The organism is Sulfitobacter dubius, from assembly GCF_027214245.1.
Taxonomy (GTDB): Bacteria; Pseudomonadota; Alphaproteobacteria; order Rhodobacterales; family Rhodobacteraceae; genus Sulfitobacter; species Sulfitobacter dubius_A.
This window is the reverse complement of the sequence record NZ_JAPWHM010000004.1, coordinates 472,227-490,053: the sequence shown is the minus strand read 5'-3', so window position 1 is coordinate 490,053 and position 17,827 is coordinate 472,227. Positions and strand designations below refer to the sequence as shown.

The 17,827-nt window shown below is 62.6% G+C and carries 19 protein-coding genes, 1 tRNA gene and 1 other RNA gene; 13 read left to right on the top strand and 8 right to left on the bottom strand.

Going from position 1 to position 17,827, the window contains the following annotated elements; genetic code table 11:
* Positions 1-54: 54 nt before the first annotated feature.
* From rpoD to O4H31_RS12445, 4 genes are all read left to right on the top strand, one after another.
* On the top strand, positions 55-2,037 hold the full coding sequence (rpoD, locus tag O4H31_RS12460) for an RNA polymerase sigma factor RpoD (protein WP_269346204.1): 1,983 nt from the start codon (positions 55-57) through the stop codon (positions 2,035-2,037).
* Between the two features lie 101 nt (positions 2,038-2,138).
* Complete coding sequence (locus O4H31_RS12455; RefSeq protein WP_269346202.1) at positions 2,139-2,552, top strand: hypothetical protein; 414 nt, start codon at positions 2,139-2,141, stop codon at positions 2,550-2,552.
* Positions 2,553-2,631: 79 nt separating this feature from the next.
* Positions 2,632-3,111, top strand: coding sequence for a hypothetical protein (locus O4H31_RS12450; RefSeq protein WP_269346200.1), 480 nt, complete (start codon positions 2,632-2,634; stop codon positions 3,109-3,111).
* Position 3,112: 1 nt separating this feature from the next.
* The gene (locus O4H31_RS12445; RefSeq protein ID WP_269346198.1) at positions 3,113-3,529 is read left to right on the top strand and encodes a secondary thiamine-phosphate synthase enzyme YjbQ; all 417 of its coding nucleotides are present in this window, start codon (positions 3,113-3,115) and stop codon (positions 3,527-3,529) included.
* Between the two features lie 18 nt (positions 3,530-3,547).
* Here the strand turns inward: O4H31_RS12445 and O4H31_RS12440 are convergent, their stop codons facing one another.
* Positions 3,548-4,219, bottom strand: coding sequence for an SDR family oxidoreductase (locus O4H31_RS12440; RefSeq protein WP_269346196.1), 672 nt, complete (start codon positions 4,217-4,219; stop codon positions 3,548-3,550).
* Between the two features lie 186 nt (positions 4,220-4,405).
* Here O4H31_RS12440 and nrdR point away from each other — a divergent pair, with 186 nt between their 5' ends.
* Both nrdR and ribD read left to right on the top strand, forming a co-directional pair.
* Positions 4,406-4,873 (top strand): transcriptional regulator NrdR, encoded by a 468-nt coding sequence (gene nrdR, locus O4H31_RS12435; RefSeq protein ID WP_067264800.1) that lies wholly within the window; start codon positions 4,406-4,408, stop codon positions 4,871-4,873.
* A gap of 29 nt (positions 4,874-4,902) precedes the next feature.
* The gene (ribD, locus tag O4H31_RS12430; RefSeq protein ID WP_269346354.1) at positions 4,903-5,982 is read left to right on the top strand and encodes a bifunctional diaminohydroxyphosphoribosylaminopyrimidine deaminase/5-amino-6-(5-phosphoribosylamino)uracil reductase RibD; all 1,080 of its coding nucleotides are present in this window, start codon (positions 4,903-4,905) and stop codon (positions 5,980-5,982) included.
* A gap of 3 nt (positions 5,983-5,985) precedes the next feature.
* Here ribD and O4H31_RS12425 read toward each other — a convergent pair whose 3' ends face one another.
* From O4H31_RS12425 to O4H31_RS12415, 3 genes are all read right to left on the bottom strand, one after another.
* Positions 5,986-8,004 carry a capsular polysaccharide biosynthesis protein gene (locus tag O4H31_RS12425; protein WP_269346191.1) on the bottom strand — a complete coding sequence of 673 codons (2,019 nt, stop codon included), beginning with the start codon at positions 8,002-8,004 and terminating at the stop codon, positions 5,986-5,988.
* 9 nt (positions 8,005-8,013) lie between these two features.
* Complete coding sequence (locus O4H31_RS12420; RefSeq protein ID WP_269346189.1) at positions 8,014-9,144, bottom strand: polysaccharide biosynthesis/export family protein; 1,131 nt, start codon at positions 9,142-9,144, stop codon at positions 8,014-8,016.
* Positions 9,145-9,258: 114 nt separating this feature from the next.
* Complete coding sequence (locus O4H31_RS12415; RefSeq protein ID WP_269346187.1) at positions 9,259-10,551, bottom strand: capsule biosynthesis protein; 1,293 nt, start codon at positions 10,549-10,551, stop codon at positions 9,259-9,261.
* A 129-nt stretch (positions 10,552-10,680) separates the two neighbouring features.
* Between O4H31_RS12415 and O4H31_RS12410 the strand changes: the two genes are divergently transcribed.
* The 4 genes from O4H31_RS12410 (at position 10,681) to nusB (ending at position 13,505) form a co-directional block, all read left to right on the top strand.
* Positions 10,681-11,268 (top strand): riboflavin synthase, encoded by a 588-nt coding sequence (locus O4H31_RS12410; RefSeq protein ID WP_269346185.1) that lies wholly within the window; start codon positions 10,681-10,683, stop codon positions 11,266-11,268.
* Positions 11,269-11,350: 82 nt separating this feature from the next.
* The gene (gene ribB / locus O4H31_RS12405) at positions 11,351-12,475 is read left to right on the top strand and encodes a 3,4-dihydroxy-2-butanone-4-phosphate synthase (RefSeq protein WP_269346183.1); all 1,125 of its coding nucleotides are present in this window, start codon (positions 11,351-11,353) and stop codon (positions 12,473-12,475) included.
* A gap of 5 nt (positions 12,476-12,480) precedes the next feature.
* Entirely contained in the window at positions 12,481-13,032 is a 552-nt protein-coding gene (locus O4H31_RS12400; RefSeq protein WP_269346181.1) for a 6,7-dimethyl-8-ribityllumazine synthase, read from the top strand.
* Positions 13,029-13,505, top strand: a complete 477-nt coding sequence (gene nusB / locus O4H31_RS12395; RefSeq protein ID WP_120350678.1) for a transcription antitermination factor NusB — start codon at positions 13,029-13,031, stop codon at positions 13,503-13,505. Before O4H31_RS12400 ends, nusB begins: the two co-directional genes overlap by 4 nt.
* A 56-nt stretch (positions 13,506-13,561) precedes the next feature.
* Here nusB and ssrS read toward each other — a convergent pair.
* The 3 genes from ssrS to O4H31_RS12380 all read right to left on the bottom strand — a co-directional run bounded on the left by ssrS (position 13,562) and on the right by O4H31_RS12380 (position 15,893).
* Positions 13,562-13,716, bottom strand: a non-coding RNA gene (gene ssrS / locus O4H31_RS12390) — 6S RNA.
* Between the two features lie 75 nt (positions 13,717-13,791).
* Positions 13,792-14,568 carry a hypothetical protein gene (locus tag O4H31_RS12385; RefSeq protein ID WP_269346179.1) on the bottom strand — a complete coding sequence of 259 codons (777 nt, stop codon included), beginning with the start codon at positions 14,566-14,568 and terminating at the stop codon, positions 13,792-13,794.
* Entirely contained in the window at positions 14,565-15,893 is a 1,329-nt protein-coding gene (locus O4H31_RS12380) for a hypothetical protein (RefSeq protein WP_269346177.1), read from the bottom strand. Before O4H31_RS12380 ends, O4H31_RS12385 begins: the two co-directional genes overlap by 4 nt.
* A gap of 89 nt (positions 15,894-15,982) precedes the next feature.
* On the opposite strand from O4H31_RS12380, the gene O4H31_RS12375 reads away from it, so the two are divergent.
* Positions 15,983-16,459 carry an MmcB family DNA repair protein gene (locus tag O4H31_RS12375; RefSeq protein ID WP_269346176.1) on the top strand — a complete coding sequence of 159 codons (477 nt, stop codon included), beginning with the start codon at positions 15,983-15,985 and terminating at the stop codon, positions 16,457-16,459.
* 96 nt (positions 16,460-16,555) lie between these two features.
* On the opposite strand, the gene O4H31_RS12370 is transcribed toward O4H31_RS12375, so the two are convergent.
* Positions 16,556-16,744, bottom strand: a complete 189-nt coding sequence (locus O4H31_RS12370) for a DUF6324 family protein (RefSeq protein WP_067624462.1) — start codon at positions 16,742-16,744, stop codon at positions 16,556-16,558.
* Positions 16,745-17,106: 362 nt separating this feature from the next.
* Here O4H31_RS12370 and O4H31_RS12365 point away from each other — a divergent pair.
* Positions 17,107-17,183: transfer RNA gene (locus O4H31_RS12365), tRNA-His, on the top strand.
* Between the two features lie 183 nt (positions 17,184-17,366).
* Complete coding sequence (locus tag O4H31_RS12360) at positions 17,367-17,822, top strand: PRC-barrel domain-containing protein (RefSeq protein ID WP_269346173.1); 456 nt, start codon at positions 17,367-17,369, stop codon at positions 17,820-17,822.
* Positions 17,823-17,827 lie beyond the last annotated feature (5 nt).

Sequence of the window (17,827 nt, the reverse complement as noted above, 5' to 3'; positions counted from 1 at the left end):
GGAAAACCGAATCGTCTGCGGATGATTCGCGCTGACGCGCTGAAGGAGCATGAGATGGCTGCCAAAGATACGAATGACGACGCAAAGAGCAACGATTCAGAGGCTGGCCACTCGCTCGACATGAGCCAAGCCGCCGTGAAGAAGATGATCGGCGAGGCCCGCGAGAAGGGCTATATCACCTATGATCAGCTCAACACGGTGCTGCCGCCCGATCAGGTAAGCTCGGAACAGATCGAAGACGTGATGTCGATGCTGTCGGAAATGGGCATCAACATCATCGAAGACGAAGAGGCCGAAGAGGAAGAGAACAAAGGCTCGACCGAAGTCACGACCACCGAGTCCAACCGTGATGTGGCCCTGTCCTCTGGCACCTCTGAAAAACTCGACCGCACCGATGATCCGGTCCGCATGTACCTGCGCGAGATGGGCAGCGTCGAGTTGCTTAGCCGTGAGGGCGAGATCGCCATCGCCAAGCGGATTGAGGCCGGCCGCAACACGATGATCGCCGGGCTCTGCGAAAGCCCGCTGACGTTTCAGGCGATTACCATCTGGCGCGACGAACTTCTGTCCGAAGACATTCTGCTGCGCGACGTGATCGACCTTGAGGCGACCTTTGGAACCCAGATGGGCGATGAGGAAGAAACCACGCCGGTCGTGGCCCCTGCCGCCGGGACCGAGACCAAGAGCGAAGACTCCAAGCCCGAGTACGACGCCGACGGCAACCCGATCTCTTCCGACGACGATGACGATGAGGACGAACAGGCCAACATGAGCCTTGCGGCCATGGAAGCGGCGCTGAAACCTCAGGTCCTCGAAGCACTCGACATCATCGCGGATGACTACGAAAAGCTTAGCGCGATGCAGGACAGCCGCATTTCGGCCACGCTGAACGAAGACGGGTCTTTCACCAAAGATCAGGAGGCAATGTACCAAAAGCTGCGGTCCGAGATCGTGCTGTTGGTGAATGAACTGCACCTGCACAACAACCGTATCGAAGCCCTGATCGACCAGCTTTACGGCATCAACCGTCGCATCATGCAGATCGACAGCGCGATGGTAAAGCTTGCCGACCAAGCGCGCATCAACCGCAAGGAGTTCGTCGACAACTACCGCGGCTATGAGCTTGATCCCAACTGGATGGAGCGGATGGCCGAGAAGTCCGGTCGCGGTTGGCAGATGTTTATCGAACGCTCTAGCGACAAGGTCGAAGAATTGCGCGCTGACATGGCGCAGGTCGGTCAGTATGTCGGTCTTGATATCTCTGAATTTCGCCGTATCGTGCAGCAGGTCCAGAAGGGCGAAAAAGAAGCTCGTCAGGCCAAGAAGGAAATGGTCGAAGCGAACCTGCGCCTCGTGATCTCCATTGCCAAGAAGTACACGAACCGCGGCTTGCAATTCCTTGATCTCATTCAGGAAGGTAACATCGGCCTGATGAAGGCCGTGGATAAGTTCGAGTACCGTCGCGGCTATAAATTCTCGACCTACGCCACATGGTGGATCCGTCAGGCGATCACCCGTTCGATCGCGGATCAGGCGCGCACCATCCGTATTCCGGTGCATATGATCGAGACGATCAACAAGCTGGTTCGGACCGGTCGCCAGATGCTGCACGAAATCGGCCGCGAGCCGACGCCCGAAGAACTGGCCGAGAAGCTGCAGATGCCGCTCGAAAAGGTCCGCAAGGTGATGAAAATCGCTAAAGAGCCGATCAGCCTTGAGACGCCCATCGGCGATGAGGAAGACAGCCAGCTGGGCGATTTCATCGAGGACAAGAATGCCGTGCTGCCGCTCGACAGCGCCATTCAGGAAAACCTCAAGGAGACCACGACGCGCGTGCTGTCCTCGCTCACCCCGCGGGAGGAGCGTGTCCTGCGGATGCGGTTTGGCATCGGCATGAACACCGACCACACGCTCGAAGAAGTCGGTCAGCAGTTCTCGGTCACCCGCGAACGTATTCGCCAGATCGAAGCCAAGGCACTGCGCAAGCTCAAACACCCGAGCCGCTCGCGCAAGCTGCGCAGCTTCCTTGATCAATAAAACGATGCGCGGCCCCGGTGGCCGCGCTTCCTTTTGCGGGGTGGGCCTTTGACCTGCCGCGCGCGCCGCTTACATCAATGGGATATCCCAAGGAGGATCCCATGATGCGCAAAACGCTCCTTACGCTTCTGTGCTTGATGCTGCCGCTGCAAGCCGCCGCGCAGGCTTATCGGGCCGAGAATTGGTTGGTCGTCGTGCCCCTCACCGCGCGTGATTTTGAGGTGATCGAAGACCACGGCGCAGGCGCGCGTCAGGTCTGGTGCGCCGCTGCACAATTTGCGCAGGATGTTTTGGGCCTGCCGCGCAGCGAGCGGCTTTTCATCAAAACGCCCCGTGGGCCGTCGTTCAGCGGGGTGGGCCGAACCGGCGTTGTTTTCACCACCGATCCCGAGCGGGTGAACGGCGATATCCGGCAGTCCTATTCCGTCACCCTGCGTCGCGCGGGAGAGAACCTGCCCAGCCACCATGCGCGCCAGTTCTGTTTGGACCACCAGATTGAGTTGGAAGATTTCTAAAGCCAAAATCCGACCCAGACCGTTGTCTGCGCGGCACCTCGGGCCTATTCTGCGTGGGATGTTGCGGTGGATCAATCTCATGCGTCTCGTTCTTGCCAGCCTGTTTCTGGCCCTCGGCGTCAGCCAAGCCGCTGCCCTTTGCGACGCGGGCAGCACCACGGTTTTGAGCTGTACGACCGGCAGGGGCACCAAGCAGTTGGATGTCTGTATCACCGGGGATCGCGTAACCTACCGCTTTGGCCCTCACACCGCGCCTGACCTGAGGCTAAGCGCACCGATCAAGGAGGTTGCGCATCAGCCTTGGCCGGGGATTGGTCGCGCCATTTGGGAGAGCACGACCTTTCGCAACGGCGCGTTTTCCTATGAGGTCTACGGCGCATACGACAAGATCGACCAGACCAGCAATGGCGGTGTGACAGTGACCGAGCAGGGCCGCGAGATCGCAGCGCTTACCTGCGACAGCGGCACGGCGGAACTGGGGCTCTTTGCGCTCAGCGACGCGAAACAGGCGGGGGGCCAATGCTGGGATGCCGACGCGCAAAATTGGGGAGCCTGCTAAGATGCAGACTGTAGTTACCGTCGAAACGCGCGGGCAGGCGCTCTACGAATTCACCGATGATGTCGCCCGCTGGCTTGCCGGGCAGGGGGATGGGCTGCTGACGCTCCTTGTGCGGCACACCTCTGCCTCGCTGTTGATCCAAGAGAACGCCGATCCAGACGTGCAGCGCGACCTTCTGGCCTATTTCGCGCGGCTGGTGCCGCCTGCGGATGCGCCGCAAATGGGCTATCTCACGCATTTGTTGGAAGGGCCGGATGACATGCCTGCGCATATCAAAGCCTCGGTTCTGCCCGTCAGCCTCAGCATCCCCGTGGCGCGGGGGCGGATGATGCTGGGAACATGGCAGGGCATCTATCTGTTCGAGCACCGCAACGCCCCCCATCACCGCCAAATCGCGGCGCATTTCCGGCCCGACTGACGCCGGACCGGACAGGGCTCAGCCCGTAGGCATCAGATGGATTTCACGCACCGCCGCCCGTGCAGGCGCGTCGAGCGCATGCATGACGGCATTTGCCACGTCCTCAGGTTGCAGCTTGTCGGGCTTGGCCTCATCGAAAAACGCCGTATCGACCATGCCGGGGGACACCACCATGCAGCGGCCACCCCATTCGGCCATCTCATCCGCCAGATTGCCCGCGAAACCATGGATGAACCACTTGGTGGCGCTATAAATCGAGCCTTGGATATGGCGCCGGCCTGCGGCAGAGCCGGTGACGACATATTGCCCGGTCGTTTTGCGCAGATGCGGCATGGCGGCATGGGCGGTATAAAGCGCGCCCATGATATTGAGGTCGACCATCGCCTTCCAATCCTGCGGATCGCCCTTTTCGGTGCCCGCCGGGCTGGTGCCACGTCCGGCATTTGCGAATGCTGCATCGACCCCGCCAAAGTGATCGGCCAGCTTGTCGAGCGCCCGTTTTTGCGTGTCGTAATCGGTGGCGTCGCCCACGAGCACCAGTGCCTGCTCACCGATATCATCGGCGAGGGCGTTCAGCTTGTCTTCGCTGCGGGCAAAGAGGCCGATGTTCCAGCCCGCTTTCGTGGCGGCACGCGCGGTGGCCGCGCCGATCCCGCTGGAGGCACCGGTGAGGAAAAGTGTCTTGGTCATGGTATGCTCCGTTTATAGCCTTCGCTGACCAACGCAGGGGCATGGCGTTGGGTCCATGACACATATTTGAACGCAACATCTAGCTGTGGAAATCTTCTCTACCCAAAACCCTGCGGCTCCCCTATAAGTTTTGACAAGAGGGCCGCGCGCCCCACAAGTGAGGCAGGATGAAGAGGGGGACGGCCCATGCGCTGCCCGTTTTGCGGAAATATCGACACTCAAGTGAAAGACAGCCGTCCAGCCGAGGATCACGTCTCGATCCGGCGCAGACGGTTCTGCCCGGCTTGCGGGGGCCGCTTTACCACTTACGAACGGGTGCAACTGCGCGATCTTGTGGTGATCAAAACCTCCGGTAAGCGCGAGGATTTCGACCGCGACAAGCTGGAACGCTCGATCCGCATCTCCATGCAAAAACGCCCCATCGATCCCGAGCGTATCGATCAGATGATTTCTGGCATCGTGCGGCGGTTGGAAAGCATGGGCGAGACCGACATAAGCTCGAAACACATTGGCGAAATCGTGATGGAGGCACTGGCCCGGATCGACACCGTGGCCTATGTGCGTTTCGCCTCTGTTTACAAGAACTTCCAAGCCGCGGATGATTTCGATAAATTCGTTCAGGAACTGCGGCCCGACGCCCTGCCGGAAGAGTGATCGGCGTGAGGGTGAGCGACGCGCGGTTCATGGCGCTGGCGCTGTCCTTGGGGCGGCGGGGGCAGGGCAATGTCTGGCCCAATCCGGCGGTCGGCTGTGTGATTACCCAAGGCCCCCGCATCGTTGGGCGCGGTTGGACCCAGCCCGGCGGGCGCCCTCATGCCGAGCCACAGGCGCTGGCGCAGGCGGGCGCTGCGGCGCGGGGGGCGACGGTCTATGTCACGCTTGAGCCCTGTTCCCATCACGGCAAGACACCGCCCTGCGCACAGGCGCTAATCGACGCAGGGGTGGCCCGCGTGGTAATCGCGACCCAAGATGACGACGCGCGGGTGAACGGACGCGGCATTGCGATGTTGCGCGCGGCGGGGATCGAGGTCTCGGTCGGTCTGCACGAAGACGCGGCCCGCGCGGATAACGCCGGTTTCTTCTGCCGTACCGATCTGGGCCGCCCGATGCTGACGCTGAAACTGGCCAATTCCTTTGACGGGCGCATCGCCACCGGCACGGGCGAGAGCCAGTGGATCACCGATGCCCCGGCGCGGCGGTTGACCCATGCCATGCGCGCGCGGCACGACGCGGTGATGGTCGGGGCAGGCACCGCGCGCAAGGACGACCCAAGCCTCACGGTGCGCGGTCTTGGCGTCGCCCAGCAACCGGCCCGCGTCGTCGTCTCCCGCAGGCTGGACCTGCCGTTGATGGGGCAATTGGCGCGTACGGCGGCAGAGGTGCCCTTGATCCTCTGCCATGGGGCGGATGCCGATCCGGCTTTGGTCAAAGCGTGGGCCGATCTGGGGGCGACGCTGCTGCCCTGCGCTGCGCGGGGGGCGCAATTGAACCCCAATGATGTGTTGCGGCAACTGGCGGGCCATGGGCTCACCCGTATCTTTTGCGAGGGCGGCAGTGCCTTGGCCGCGTCCTTGATTGAGGCGGATTTGGTCGACCGGCTGGTGGGCTTCACCGCCGGGCTGGTAATCGGGGCTGAAGGTCTGCCGGGGATCGGAGCGCTCGGTCTTTCGCGGCTGGCCGAGGCGCCGCGCTTTGCCCTACAATCGAGCCAGCAGATTGGGCCGGACCTGCTGCACGTGTGGCGCCGGAACGCGGCCGACTAAACGTTACCGCCGCCAGAGGTGGCTCTGACTGGCAAAGACGCCTTGAAGTTTCGACAGCAGCCGGTTGCCCAGCCCGGCGCGGGGCAGGCGGCCCGTGGCCAGCCGTTCGACCACCACTTCGACGGGGCAGGGCAGGCCGCTTAGCGGATCGCGGTAGCGCGGGTAGTCGATGAGGGCAGCATGGACCAGCCCTTCCAAGGTCGGTTGCGCCCGGCGGCGGGGTGGCACATCGCCCCGGTCTTCGGTCAGCCCCCAGCCTGCGTAGAAAGGCGCGCCCAAGGTCACGACCGGCACGCGCCGCAGGAGGGCTTCGAACCCCAAGAGCGAGGTCATGGTCCAAACCGCGTCGACTTGGCTCAGCAGGGCCATCGGGTCGGCGTGGTGGAGGATAAGATCGGCTTCGCCTGCATCGGTCGCACCTTTGCGCAGCCCAGCTTCGACATCGGGGTGGGGTTTATAGAGGATCACCGCATCCGGGTTGGCGGCGCGGGCGGCGGCAAGCAAAGCCGCGTTGGTGCGCACCTCGCTTGTGCCCGTAAGGATCGAAGCGTCATCCTCCACCTGACCCGGCACCAGAATGCGGCGGCCCTGCGGCAGGTCGGGCGCGGCCCCGCCGAGGTTGTATTTGCTCAGGCCCGCCCCGGTGAGCGTTTCAATCAGGGCGCAGGCGCGGGCATGTTGGTCAGGGCGTAGGTCAGCGCGCTTTTCGATCCATTTTTCCAACCGGCTCGGCCCTTCGGGATCGTAGTAGATGCCCAGATCATCGCAGACCAGCGACAGGGGCTGGACCAGTTCGGCCCCCAGCCCGCGTGAGCGCAGAAACCCGTCTTCGACCCGCAACGCACCTTGGGGCGCGGTCTCTGCCTTGCTGGCCCAGACCATGGCGCGGCGGGGCGGCTGCGGCGTCTCTGCCGCGCCTTTGCGAAAGCGAAGCGGCGTTGACGCGCCAAAGAATTGCTGTAGCGGGCGGCGCTTCCACAGGCGCATGCCCCATGCGTCCCAACCGAGGTGATCCTCCCGCCACGCCCGGGCCTGCGCTGCGAGCGCGGCAAGGGCGGTCTCGAAACTGCCGAGCCGGTCGCGGTAGGGGTCGTACCACGTGGGATAGAGGATCATCGCCGCCGCAAAGAGCTGCGCGCGGGTGAGGCGGCGCTGGCGGCGTTGGACGGGGATTTCATCCTCCGTCAGACCCCATCCGGCGTAGAAAGGCTGGCCAAAAACGCGCGGCTTGTGGCCTGCGAAAATCGCCTCGAACCCCATTTGCGAGGAAACGGTATAGACGCCAACCGCCCCTTCGAACAGCGTCCAAGGGCTGACAGGATCGGTCAGCAGGGTGATGCGGTCGTTGGTATCCTCGGGGCCGAAATGCCCCGCTCGATAGCCCCGCACCGTCTCGGGGTGGCTTTTGATGATCACCCGCGCGCCGGGGTGTTCCTCTTGCGCGAAGACTAGCATTTCCAGAAACCGCGCACGATCTGCGCCCGAGGCGGTGACAGAGGCGTCGCCGCGGGTCTGGTCGATCACCAGCACATAGCCCGGTTCAGGGGCAGGGGTGCCGAGGTCAAAGCCCGCGTATTTGGTAAGATGCGCCTCGGCCATCTGCGCCATGCCGCCCCGCGCGCGGTCTAGCAGGGCGGTGTTGTCCAGCGGATGATGGGCCAGGAGTTCTTCTAGGTCGGAGGGTTGGGCAGGGTCGAAATGCGCGCCCCGGCTGTCGATCAGCAGGCCCAAGGGCGGTTCTCCGGCGCGGCCCGGGTGGAGGGAGCGCAGCCATGCGTCCTCCACACGGATCACCGGCACGCCGCGCTTTGCCGCCACGGCCAGTCCGCGATGCGCGGTGGGGGAGTTGCCCCAGACCGCCACGGCATCACCGGGGCCGGGTAGGCCGATGCGCAGGGAATGGCCCGACAGGTGCAGGATGCGCCGCAGACGGCGCTGCGTCAGAAATCCGCCGTTATATACGAAAAGCCGCCGGCTCCTTTCGGGACCGGCGGCAGGGTATGGGTCAGCTTCAAAGGCCACCGGGGTGGATCATTCGGAGAGTGAGGTGATGCTGTCCGCCGACCCTGCCGTGCCTGTGATGGCCGAGATCACCTTGCTCCACTGGGTAAAGGGCGCTTCGGTCACATAGATCGTGTCACCGTCGCGGATCACGAAGTCACGTGCCATGAACATGCCGTTGGGTTTGGTCAGATCGGTCACATAGACCAAGCGCTGCGCGCCGGTCAGATCACTGCGGCCCAGCACCTGCTCGGCGACCTCTTCAGGCTCATTGCGGAAGACGAAAACGCCGGTGGGATCAGCCGAGATCGGGCTCAGCCCGCCGACCTGCGCGATGCCTTCCAAAAGCGAGAGGTTCTGCGATTCAAAGGGCACGCGGGCCTGACCGCCGGTGGCGCCAAGGGCGGTGAAAGAACGTGTGTCTTCCTCAACCAAGATACGGTCGCCGGGGCGCAGGGCGATGTCGAGTTCGGGGTGATCATAAAGATCTTGGAACCAGATTTTGCCCCGCTGCCCGCCGCGGATCACGGTGACCTGTGCAATTTCGGGAATGATGGTCACACCGCCTGCGCGGGCCAACATGGCGGCCAGCGTGCGGGTGGGGCGCTCAATGGGATAGACGCCTTGCGCGCCGATGGAGCCAATCAGCGACACGGTTGAGCCATCGCCTGCCGCGCGGCGCACTTCGACCTGCGGGTCGGGGGTCTGTTCGCCCAATTTTTGGGTGATGATGCGGCGGATGGCCTCGGGCGTGTTGCCCGCAGCGCGGATGCGGCCCGCGTATGGAATAAAGATAAAGCCCGCGCCGTCGACCTGCACTTCTTCGAGCAGGGTGGCCGGCGCGCCTTCGACGCCCAAAAGCGGATCGTCCACGTTCTCGTAAACGGTGATGCCGAGGATGTCGCCCGGTTGGATCGTGTCAGAGCCGACCCGGCCTGCGTTTTTAAAGCTTTCGGAAAAGCCAAGGGCGGGGGCCACGGCGGTGGCACGGGTGACGCGGTCGTTCACGCTGACGACAAAGGCATCGCCCTCGCGTTGAACGGAGCCTGCATAGATTTGCCGCTTGTTCGGCCCGACCTGCGGCAAACCACAAGATGAGATGACGGCCACTGCCGCCAGTGCTGCGACGGGACGCGCCCACCGGAAAGATACGGATTTCACTGCCCGGTCTCCTCGACCTGAAATATCTGCCTCGAAATCGCCAATTGTTTTGGCGTATTACTTTGCAACTTAGCGCAGCCTACCGAAAAAATCTACAGGGCGGAATGGGTTAAGTCAGGTGACGACCCGCAACTGTTGCCGAGGGGCCGCGGTGCCCTGTTCCAGCGCGTCATATGGATCTTCGGGCGCAAGCATCATATCGACCACTTGACGCAACAACTGACGCCGCCCCCGCGCAGCATAGAACCCGCCCGGAACCTGAGAAGTTTCAAGGAGATAGCGGCGGTAGTCCTTATAGGCGCGGTTGTCGGGCCGGCTGGCCGCGGCAAAGAATTCCGGCAAGGGCTGTTCTGATACGAACTCTGGCTGGGAATAGACCGCCCGGCCAAAAACCTTAAGGGGGATGCCGCGCCAAAGCACCTGTTGCCCGGCGGTGGAGTTCACCGTCACAGCACTGCGCGTGTCGTTCAAAAGCTGCGCTAGCTTGCCGCCGCGCACGAAATGCACACGGTCGGAAACCCCATACGTGCGGGCCAGCCGTTTGACATCGCGCCGCACCGGTACGCGACCATCCTCCAGCGGATGCGCCTTAATGACGAGGTGGTGGTGCTGCGGCGCGCCCTTGGCAAAGCCTTCGATCACAAGCTCTAGGAAATCGGCCATCGTGTCGAAGGGCGAATGCATCTGGAAAGAGGAATCATGCTCCAGTTGCAGCAGCGCCAGATGATAGGGAAAGCCGCCCAGCCGTATTTTTAGCGTCGCCAGAAGACGGTCAGCCGCCAGCACCGGCATCAGCAGCAGGCGCTTGAGGTAGAGGCGGAATTCCTTGGTCACCGGCAGGCTGCGATGTGGTTTGAAATTGCGGTAATCGCCGTTTCGGAACATCACGAACCAGTGGTAAAGTGCGCCATAGAAGATGTGGTGCCGCATGTCGCCCCAATGGCCGGGGGGCAGGGGGGCTTCCATGTCCGAGCGGGCGAGGGCGGCCTGCATCTGTGGGATGGTCATCTCCATCAGGCGCGAGTTGCCGTTCGACCCGCCGCGCTCATAGGTGACCCAATAGGGCCGCATATAGCCTTCCTCGAAAACATGCACGGTGATGCCCCGGCGTTTGGCCTCGGCCACCGCTTCGGCGTGGATGGGGCGTGTGTCGCCGTAAAGCACGATGTCGGTGACCTGCTTTTCGTCCAACAGGGTCGCAAAAGTCTGCGGCCAGTCCTCGACCGTGCCGCGATAGGGGATGTAGGTCGACGGATGAAACCAAAAGGCCCGATCGCCCGCGTTGAACCCCACGCGCCAGACCTCAGCGCCCGCCCGGCGCAGCATCTTGCCCAGACTGTTGAAGAAAGGCCCATGCGGGCCTTGCAGGAACAGGAAGGTGCGGGTGGGGGCGGCGGTCACGATCATATAGGTCCTAAAACGGCGTGGTTTACCCTTAACCATCATATAATAGGGGCGACAATGTGGCGTCACCCGCTCTTGCCTGTGGCGGTGCGCGGGTTTACCACTGCGCCAAACTGCAAAGGAGCCTACCCCATGTTTACCGGCATTATCACAGACGTTGGCACCGTGACCAAGCTGGAGCAGGAAGGCGATCTGCGCGCGCGCATTCAGACCGGCTATGACACCGGCAGCATCGACATGGGTGCGTCAATTGCCAGCGACGGGGTCTGCCTGACGGTCGTGGGGCTGGGCGATGATTGGTACGAGGTGCAGATCAGCGCCGAAACGGTGGCCAAGACCAACCTTGGCCAGCATTGGGCTGAAGGGCGACGGGTGAATCTTGAACGCGCGCTGAAGGTGGGCGATGAGCTGGGCGGGCATATCGTCTCGGGCCATGTCGATGGCGTGGCCGAGATTATCGAGATGAAGGACGAGGGCGACAGCACCCGCGTGACGCTGCGCGCGCCAAAGGAACTGGCGCGGTTCATCGCGCCCAAGGGCTCCGTCGCGCTGAACGGCACCTCGCTGACGGTGAATGATGTCGACGGCTGCGATTTCGGCATCAACTTTATTCCGCATACCAAGGAAGTCACCACTTGGGGCGACGCCAAGGTGGGTGATCTGGTGAACCTCGAAATCGACACACTGGCCCGTTACGTGGCGCGCCTGAACGAGATGTGACGCCGCGCCCTTCGGGGCGCGCTCTGGCCAAGCGGCGCGGGTCAGGCTAAGAGCCGGGCAACAGATAGATGGAAAGCAGCCGATGCAATTTGACAAACCCGGACCGGTCGAGACAGGGCTGAGCGATGCGATCTCGCCGATCGAGGACATCATCGAAGACGCGCGCCAAGGCCGTATGTTCATTCTGGTGGACCATGAGGACCGCGAGAACGAAGGCGATCTGGTGATCCCGGCGCAGTTTGCCGATGCCGCGGCGATCAATTTCATGGCGACCCACGGGCGCGGGCTGATCTGCCTGCCGATGACCTCGGCGCGGGTTGATCACCTCGGCCTGCCGATGATGGCGGTGAACAACTCCTCGCGGCATGAGACGGCATTCACCGTCAGTATCGAAGCGCGTGAGGGGGTCAGCACGGGTATTTCCGCCGCCGACCGCGCGCTGACCGTGGCGGTGGCGATCTCGGAGCAAGCAGGCTCGGCTGATATCGCGACTCCGGGCCATGTCTTCCCACTGCGCGCCCGTGATGGTGGCGTGCTTGTACGGGCAGGGCATACCGAAGCGGCGGTGGATATTTCGCGTCTTGCCGGGCTGCACCCTTCGGGCGTGATCTGCGAGATCATGAAAGACGACGGCGAAATGGCGCGGCTGCCCGATTTGGTGGAATTCGCCGCCGAGCACGGGCTGAAAATCGGCACAATCAGCGATCTGATCACCTATCGCCACAAACACGACAACCTGCTGGTGGAACGTGACAGCCGCACCGTGACCTCGGCCTATGGCGGCGACTGGCAGATGCGGGTATTTTCCGATCAGATCACCGGGACCGACCATGTGGTGCTGACCAAGGGCGATATCTCGACCCCTGAGCCGGTGCTGATCCGGACTCATGCGATCAACGCGCTGGAAGATATCCTCGGCCTTGGCCCCAGCCCGGCGGATGAGCTGCCCCGCGCGATGCAGATCATCGCTGACGAGGGCCGCGGCGCTGTTGTGCTGTTCCGCGATCCCTATCCGCGCCTGCGGCTGGATGCCGAAGACGACGAGCGTCCGCGCACCATCAAACGCACCGGGCTGGGTGCGCAGATCCTGTCGTCGATGGGCCTGCATGAGCTTGTCCTGCTGACCGACAATCCCGACACGCGCTATCTGGGTCTTGATGCCTATGCGCTGGAAATCGTGGGCACCCGGCCCATCACCACGGAGTAATCGCCATGGCTTCCGCCGAAGAACACACCATCCTGCCGCGCCCCAGCTTCGACGAACCGGTGAAGCTGCTGATCGTCGTCTCGCCCTACTACTCGGACATCGCGAACGGCATGCTGACCGGCGCCAAGGCCGAGCTTGAGGCGGCGGGTGCCACCTATGAGGTCATCGAGATGCCCGGCGCGTTGGAGATTCCCACCGCCATCGGCATTTCCGACCGGGGCAGCAATTTCGACGGCTATGTCGCGCTTGGTTGTGTGATCCGTGGCGAGACGACGCATTACGAAACCGTCTGCAACGACAGCAGCCGCGCCTTGCAAATGCTTGGGCTGCAAGGGCTTTGCATCGGCAACGGCATCCTGACGGTTGAGAACAAAAAACAGGCCGAGGTCCGCGCCGACCCTGCGGGGCAAAACAAAGGCGGTGGCGCGGCGGCTGCGGCCTTGCATCTTATCGCGCTCGCTCGTAAATGGGGCCGCCAGAGCAAGGGCATCGGGTTCAAGCCATTCGGGCAGGACACTTTGATGGCCGGCGACACGGATGGATCAAACCTCGCATGACCAGCAACGCGCTTTCGGGCAATCAGAAACGTAAGATGAAGTCGGCCTCGCGGCTCTATGCCGTGCAGGCGCTGTTCCAGATGGAGCATTCCGCGCAGACCGTCGATGTCGTGCGTCACGAGTTCATCGACCACCGTTTTGGTGCCGTCTATGAGGGCGACGAGATGCAGGAGGGGGACGTCGATCACTTCTCTCGCGTGCTTGAAGATGCGGTAAACTATCAAGCGCCGATCGACCAGATGGCCAACCGGGCTATTGTGGCGAAATGGGCCATTGCCCGCATCGACCCGACGCTGCGCGCGCTGTTCCGCGCCGCGGGTGCCGAGCTCCGGCATGACGATACGCCGCCGCGTGTGGTAATCAAAGAATACGTCGACGTGGCGCATTCGTTCTTCCCCGAAGGGCGCGAGCCGAGCTTCGTCAACGCCGTGCTTGACCATATGGCACGCGAAGCGCGTCCCGAGGCCTTTTAAGCAAGGGAAAGTGGCCCCGAGGGGCCATCAACCACATCATTATCTTGGGAAAAGTGACGGGAACCGCGCCTGCCGCTGCTGTTTTATATTCCCGAGGACCTGTATGTACAGGTGGGCGCCAGGTAACCGAACCAGGGCTCGGACAGAGCCAGCTCCCTCGGATTTGCTTAAGGCCACTGGAATGTAACGTTCACGAACAGGGCAGAACCCGTCCACCCCGATGTAGGCGGCGCAGGGGGCTGCGGCAAGGGGGCGAAGGTGGATTTCGCAAACTTCTCTTGGCCACTCAGTCTTCGGGGGGAATAAAGCCGTAGCGACGCAACTCGTCGGGCAGCAGCACATAGATTTCGTCGGGCGGAGTCACCAGCGCATGCTGCATGACCAGCGGGTCGATCCCCATCTCATCAAGATAGCGCATCACCTCGCCTTGGCCGCGCTGGATATCCTCAACGGCGACAAAGGCGGGTAGAATCGTGCTTTCGCCAAAGTAATGCTGATGCACCCCGACCGAGGCGCTGTCGGGCACCGTGCGTGCCTCGCCTGCGGCCAGCAGGTAGGGGCAGGCGGAATAGCAGATGTCGCCGTCCCGCAGCGCGGTGTCAAAACCTTTGCGGCGCAGGTAGCGGCCCAGTTCCAGTGCATCGCGGACCGACCCGCCGGGGGAGTTGAGATAGATTTCCTCGGGCGCGGGGGAAAGCTCGGCCAGTTGCTTGGTGATCCGCTCTGCATCGCCTGCTTCGATGGTGCCTTCCAGCAATGCCGCGCGGCCGCCAGAGACGGGCGTCAGGATCAGCCGGTCGGGCAGAGCGGTATCGGGCATCGGCTGGCCGGGATTTGGCGCGCGTTCGGGGCGAAAGCGGCGGGTCTGGTCGCCGGGGCGGATGGGCTCGGTCAGTTCCGGTGCGCGCGGGCCAAAGCCGGGCAGGCGCAGCCCTTCGCCCAAATCGCCCCAGAACAGCAGCACCGCGAGGCCCAGTTGAAAGATCAGCACGCCGATCAGAACCCGCCCCACGATGGGCGGGCGGCGGGTGCCTTCTAGTTTCTCCGAAGTCTCCTCGCTCATGTGCTTTTTATCGGCGTGACATGGCCGGGGGCGTCTTCGCGTGCGCCCTCATCGGTCAGGGGGGCGGCTTCTGCGGCGGGGCGTTTGTGGGCGGGGCTTTCTTGCATCGCCACGTCGACATCGCGCACGGCGGCCAGCGCTGCGCGCAGCTCGGCAAGGGTCAACGTGTCTTCGACCGCGGCCCCCTCGCGGCCAGAGCGGATCGCGCCTTGGGTAATGGCGAGGATCATCACCAGCACGGCGGGCAATAGGTCAATCGCAATCGCACCGGCCCAAGAGGGCACGAAGTTGCGCGCATAGAGGATCACCGCATCGGCGCTGGAAATCGGGGTATAGGTCGTGTCGGCGGCGGGCGGCATGGCCTGTACATCCTGCGCGGCGCGTTCCAATGTCGCTGCGCGCTGCGCCAGCACTTCGAGCACCGAGGTGATCGTTGCGCCCTGCGCACCGCGCTGCTCCTCGTTGCTGCCGTCCAGTTCCGGCAGCACGACGGAGGCGGCCAGATCCTGTGCCGCGCGTTCAACCAGTGGTGCGACGGATAGCTGGCGTAGCCGGGTGATTAGCCCTGCCAGCCGCACGGCCTGTTCGGAAAATTCGACCGAGCGAGCCTCGACAGGGCCGGGCTCCACCGTCAGCGCGCGCATCCGGCTGAGGATTTGGTTGCCCTCTGCAAAGGCGTCATTCACCAGCGGGGTCTGCGTGGCGATCTGCGCCTCTAGCCCTGCCAATTCCGCCGATTTCTGCCGCAGGACACGGAACACCGCGCCGCGCCCCGCAAGGCCCGAAAGACTGCCTGCGGCCTCTTGTTCGCTCAGGTCCTCGAAACTCTGTCTGACCCGCGCCACGTCACGCTCAAGCCCTTGAGCGGAAAGAGCGATTTCATGGGTGCGCTCCAGCGCGCCTTGGTAGTCTTGCACCGTCTCGGCCAGATGCTGTTCGACCGCCGCCGACCCGGCCAGCGCCGCGGCGTTCAGCCAACTCGACATCGCGATGATCGCCACGGAGCCGAGACCCATGGCCCCCAAAAGCCCCATCCGCGCCCGTGTCGTGCGCACGGCAGGGAAGAGCCGCAGCAGATAGGACCAAAAGACGAAGATACCGACCGAAACCGCCACGGAATAGGCGATCGCGGCAAAGGCCGACATGGCGCCATTGTCGTCGAGCAGTGAGGAAACGCCAAGGTAGGTGTAGATGCCCGAGGCCACGGCGAGGACACCAAGCGCCGTGCCAGAGAATGTGTCGAGCCATGTCAAATGGCCCTCTAATTCACGGGCATAGCGCACCCCGCGCGCCTGTGTCTCACTCATCGGTTCGCGTTGTGCCATGGGCCCCCCTCGCTTTGCTTGTTTGAAGATAGGGGGTTGTGGGGGAAATACCAAACTTTCCGATGTGGGCCCTTGCGACTGTTCACCAAATGTTCATATTTGTCGCTATGATGGAAAACGAGATACGACAGTTCCAACCCGGTCAGCTTCTGGCGCGGGGGGTGATGCGGCATTTGGCCGATCTGGGTTTCGCCTCTGTTGAGGAACTGGTGCCAACGCGCGGCCTGCGGGTGGACGTGATGGCACTTGGCCCGAAGGGGGAGATTTGGATCGTCGAATGTAAATCCTGCCGCGCCGATTTCATGGGCGACGCAAAATGGGAGGGCTATTTGGAATGGGCGGACCGGTTCTTTTGGGCCGTCGACAGTGATTTTCCGGTAGAGCTGCTGCCGGAGGAAAGCGGCCTTATCATCGGTGACGCCTATGGGGCCGAGATTGTGCGAATGAGCGATGAGACCAAGCTTGCGCCCGCCCGGCGCAAGGTGATGGTGCAAAAGTTTGCGACCCATGCCGCCCGGCGCCTGCATCGGCTGCGCGATCCAGATATGGTGCCGAACTGGTCTTGATTGTGGGGCCGGGCGCAGTTTTTGCTTCGAAAGGGTGCCTTGGCAGATCACTGGAAGAACGCAATGCCCTGCGGGCTGCCTGTCCCTCAAGGGGGGTTAACGCCCCTTTTTGCCCGCGCGGTTCGCGGCGGCCATGATTTCTTCGGCGATTTCGCGGGCTTCCTCGGGCGTGAAATCCATCGGAATTTCAACGCCGTCCCCTTCGACAAAAAGGCGGACCATGCCTTTGTCGGTCGGGCCGATTTGCAGGTTTGCTTCGATGTCGCGTTCGGTGTCGATGCCCATGGGAGCCTCCGGTTTGGTGGGGCTTATCGCTAGCGCGGCGTGGCGGAAAAGGCAAGGGATCTTGCGGTGTTGCGGGACTGTGGCGACCGGGATTCGGCATGGTGCGGATGCGTGCGGGAAACGCTGACTCTCTATGCGGCACGTGGTGGGCTATGCTGCCGTTTTTTGGCACACCTCTGAGCCGAAAGGGCTGAACAAGGCGCGGTGTAGGGGCAGGGGCGCAAGAGCCAGTGGTCAGCCACCGAAGTTTCCCCCAGAAAAGGCGATGGTCGGGAAGGCGCGAAAATTCTGCCGAAAACCGACCATTCTTCTGTCCCTGAGGTCTTGCATTCCTCTGCCACGGGCGCTAAATCCGCCCCAGTGCCGCCTTAGCTCAGTTGGTTAGAGCGCTTGATTGTGGATCAAGAGGTCCCTGGTTCGAGACCAGGAGGTGGTACCATCCCCCCCCCACTTTTCGTGCATCGGCCACTCTTTCTAGTGAGACTAGCGCCTTTCCGCGAGGGCTGGCCGCGTGGTGTCGCGCCGGCGTTTCCACGCTAACCTATAGAATCTAAGCTTTTTCTGGAACGTTCACCCTCAGCTTTCGTTGCAACCACAGCAATTAACGAAAGAGGAGAGAGACATGAAAACGCTCACAGCCAGCACCCTTGCCCTGACAATCGCAGGCACCGCCGCTTTCGCAGAAGCCCATATGGTCGACCATGCCAACCTCGACAGCGCGGCGATGAACGAGATGCGCGGCGATCTGATCCGCTCGCGGGATATCACCGGTGGAGAGATCTTCACCATCAACGAAGCCGGCGACGAATGGAGCCCCAACACGGCATATTCCGAGATCGGCACCGACTGGAACGAGATCGGTGAGATCGAAGACATCGTTCTGTCCAAAAATGGCCAAATGGTCGGTATCGTGGCCGAGGTCGGTGGTTTCCTTGATATCGGTGACAAGCATGTCATGATTTCGACGCCCGACGTGAACCTCGTGGCCGTCGACGACCAAACCTATGCCTATGTTACCCGTCTGAGCGAAGAAGAACTGGAAGCGCTGCCCGGCGTTGACGAAGGTTTCTGGGACTGATCTGA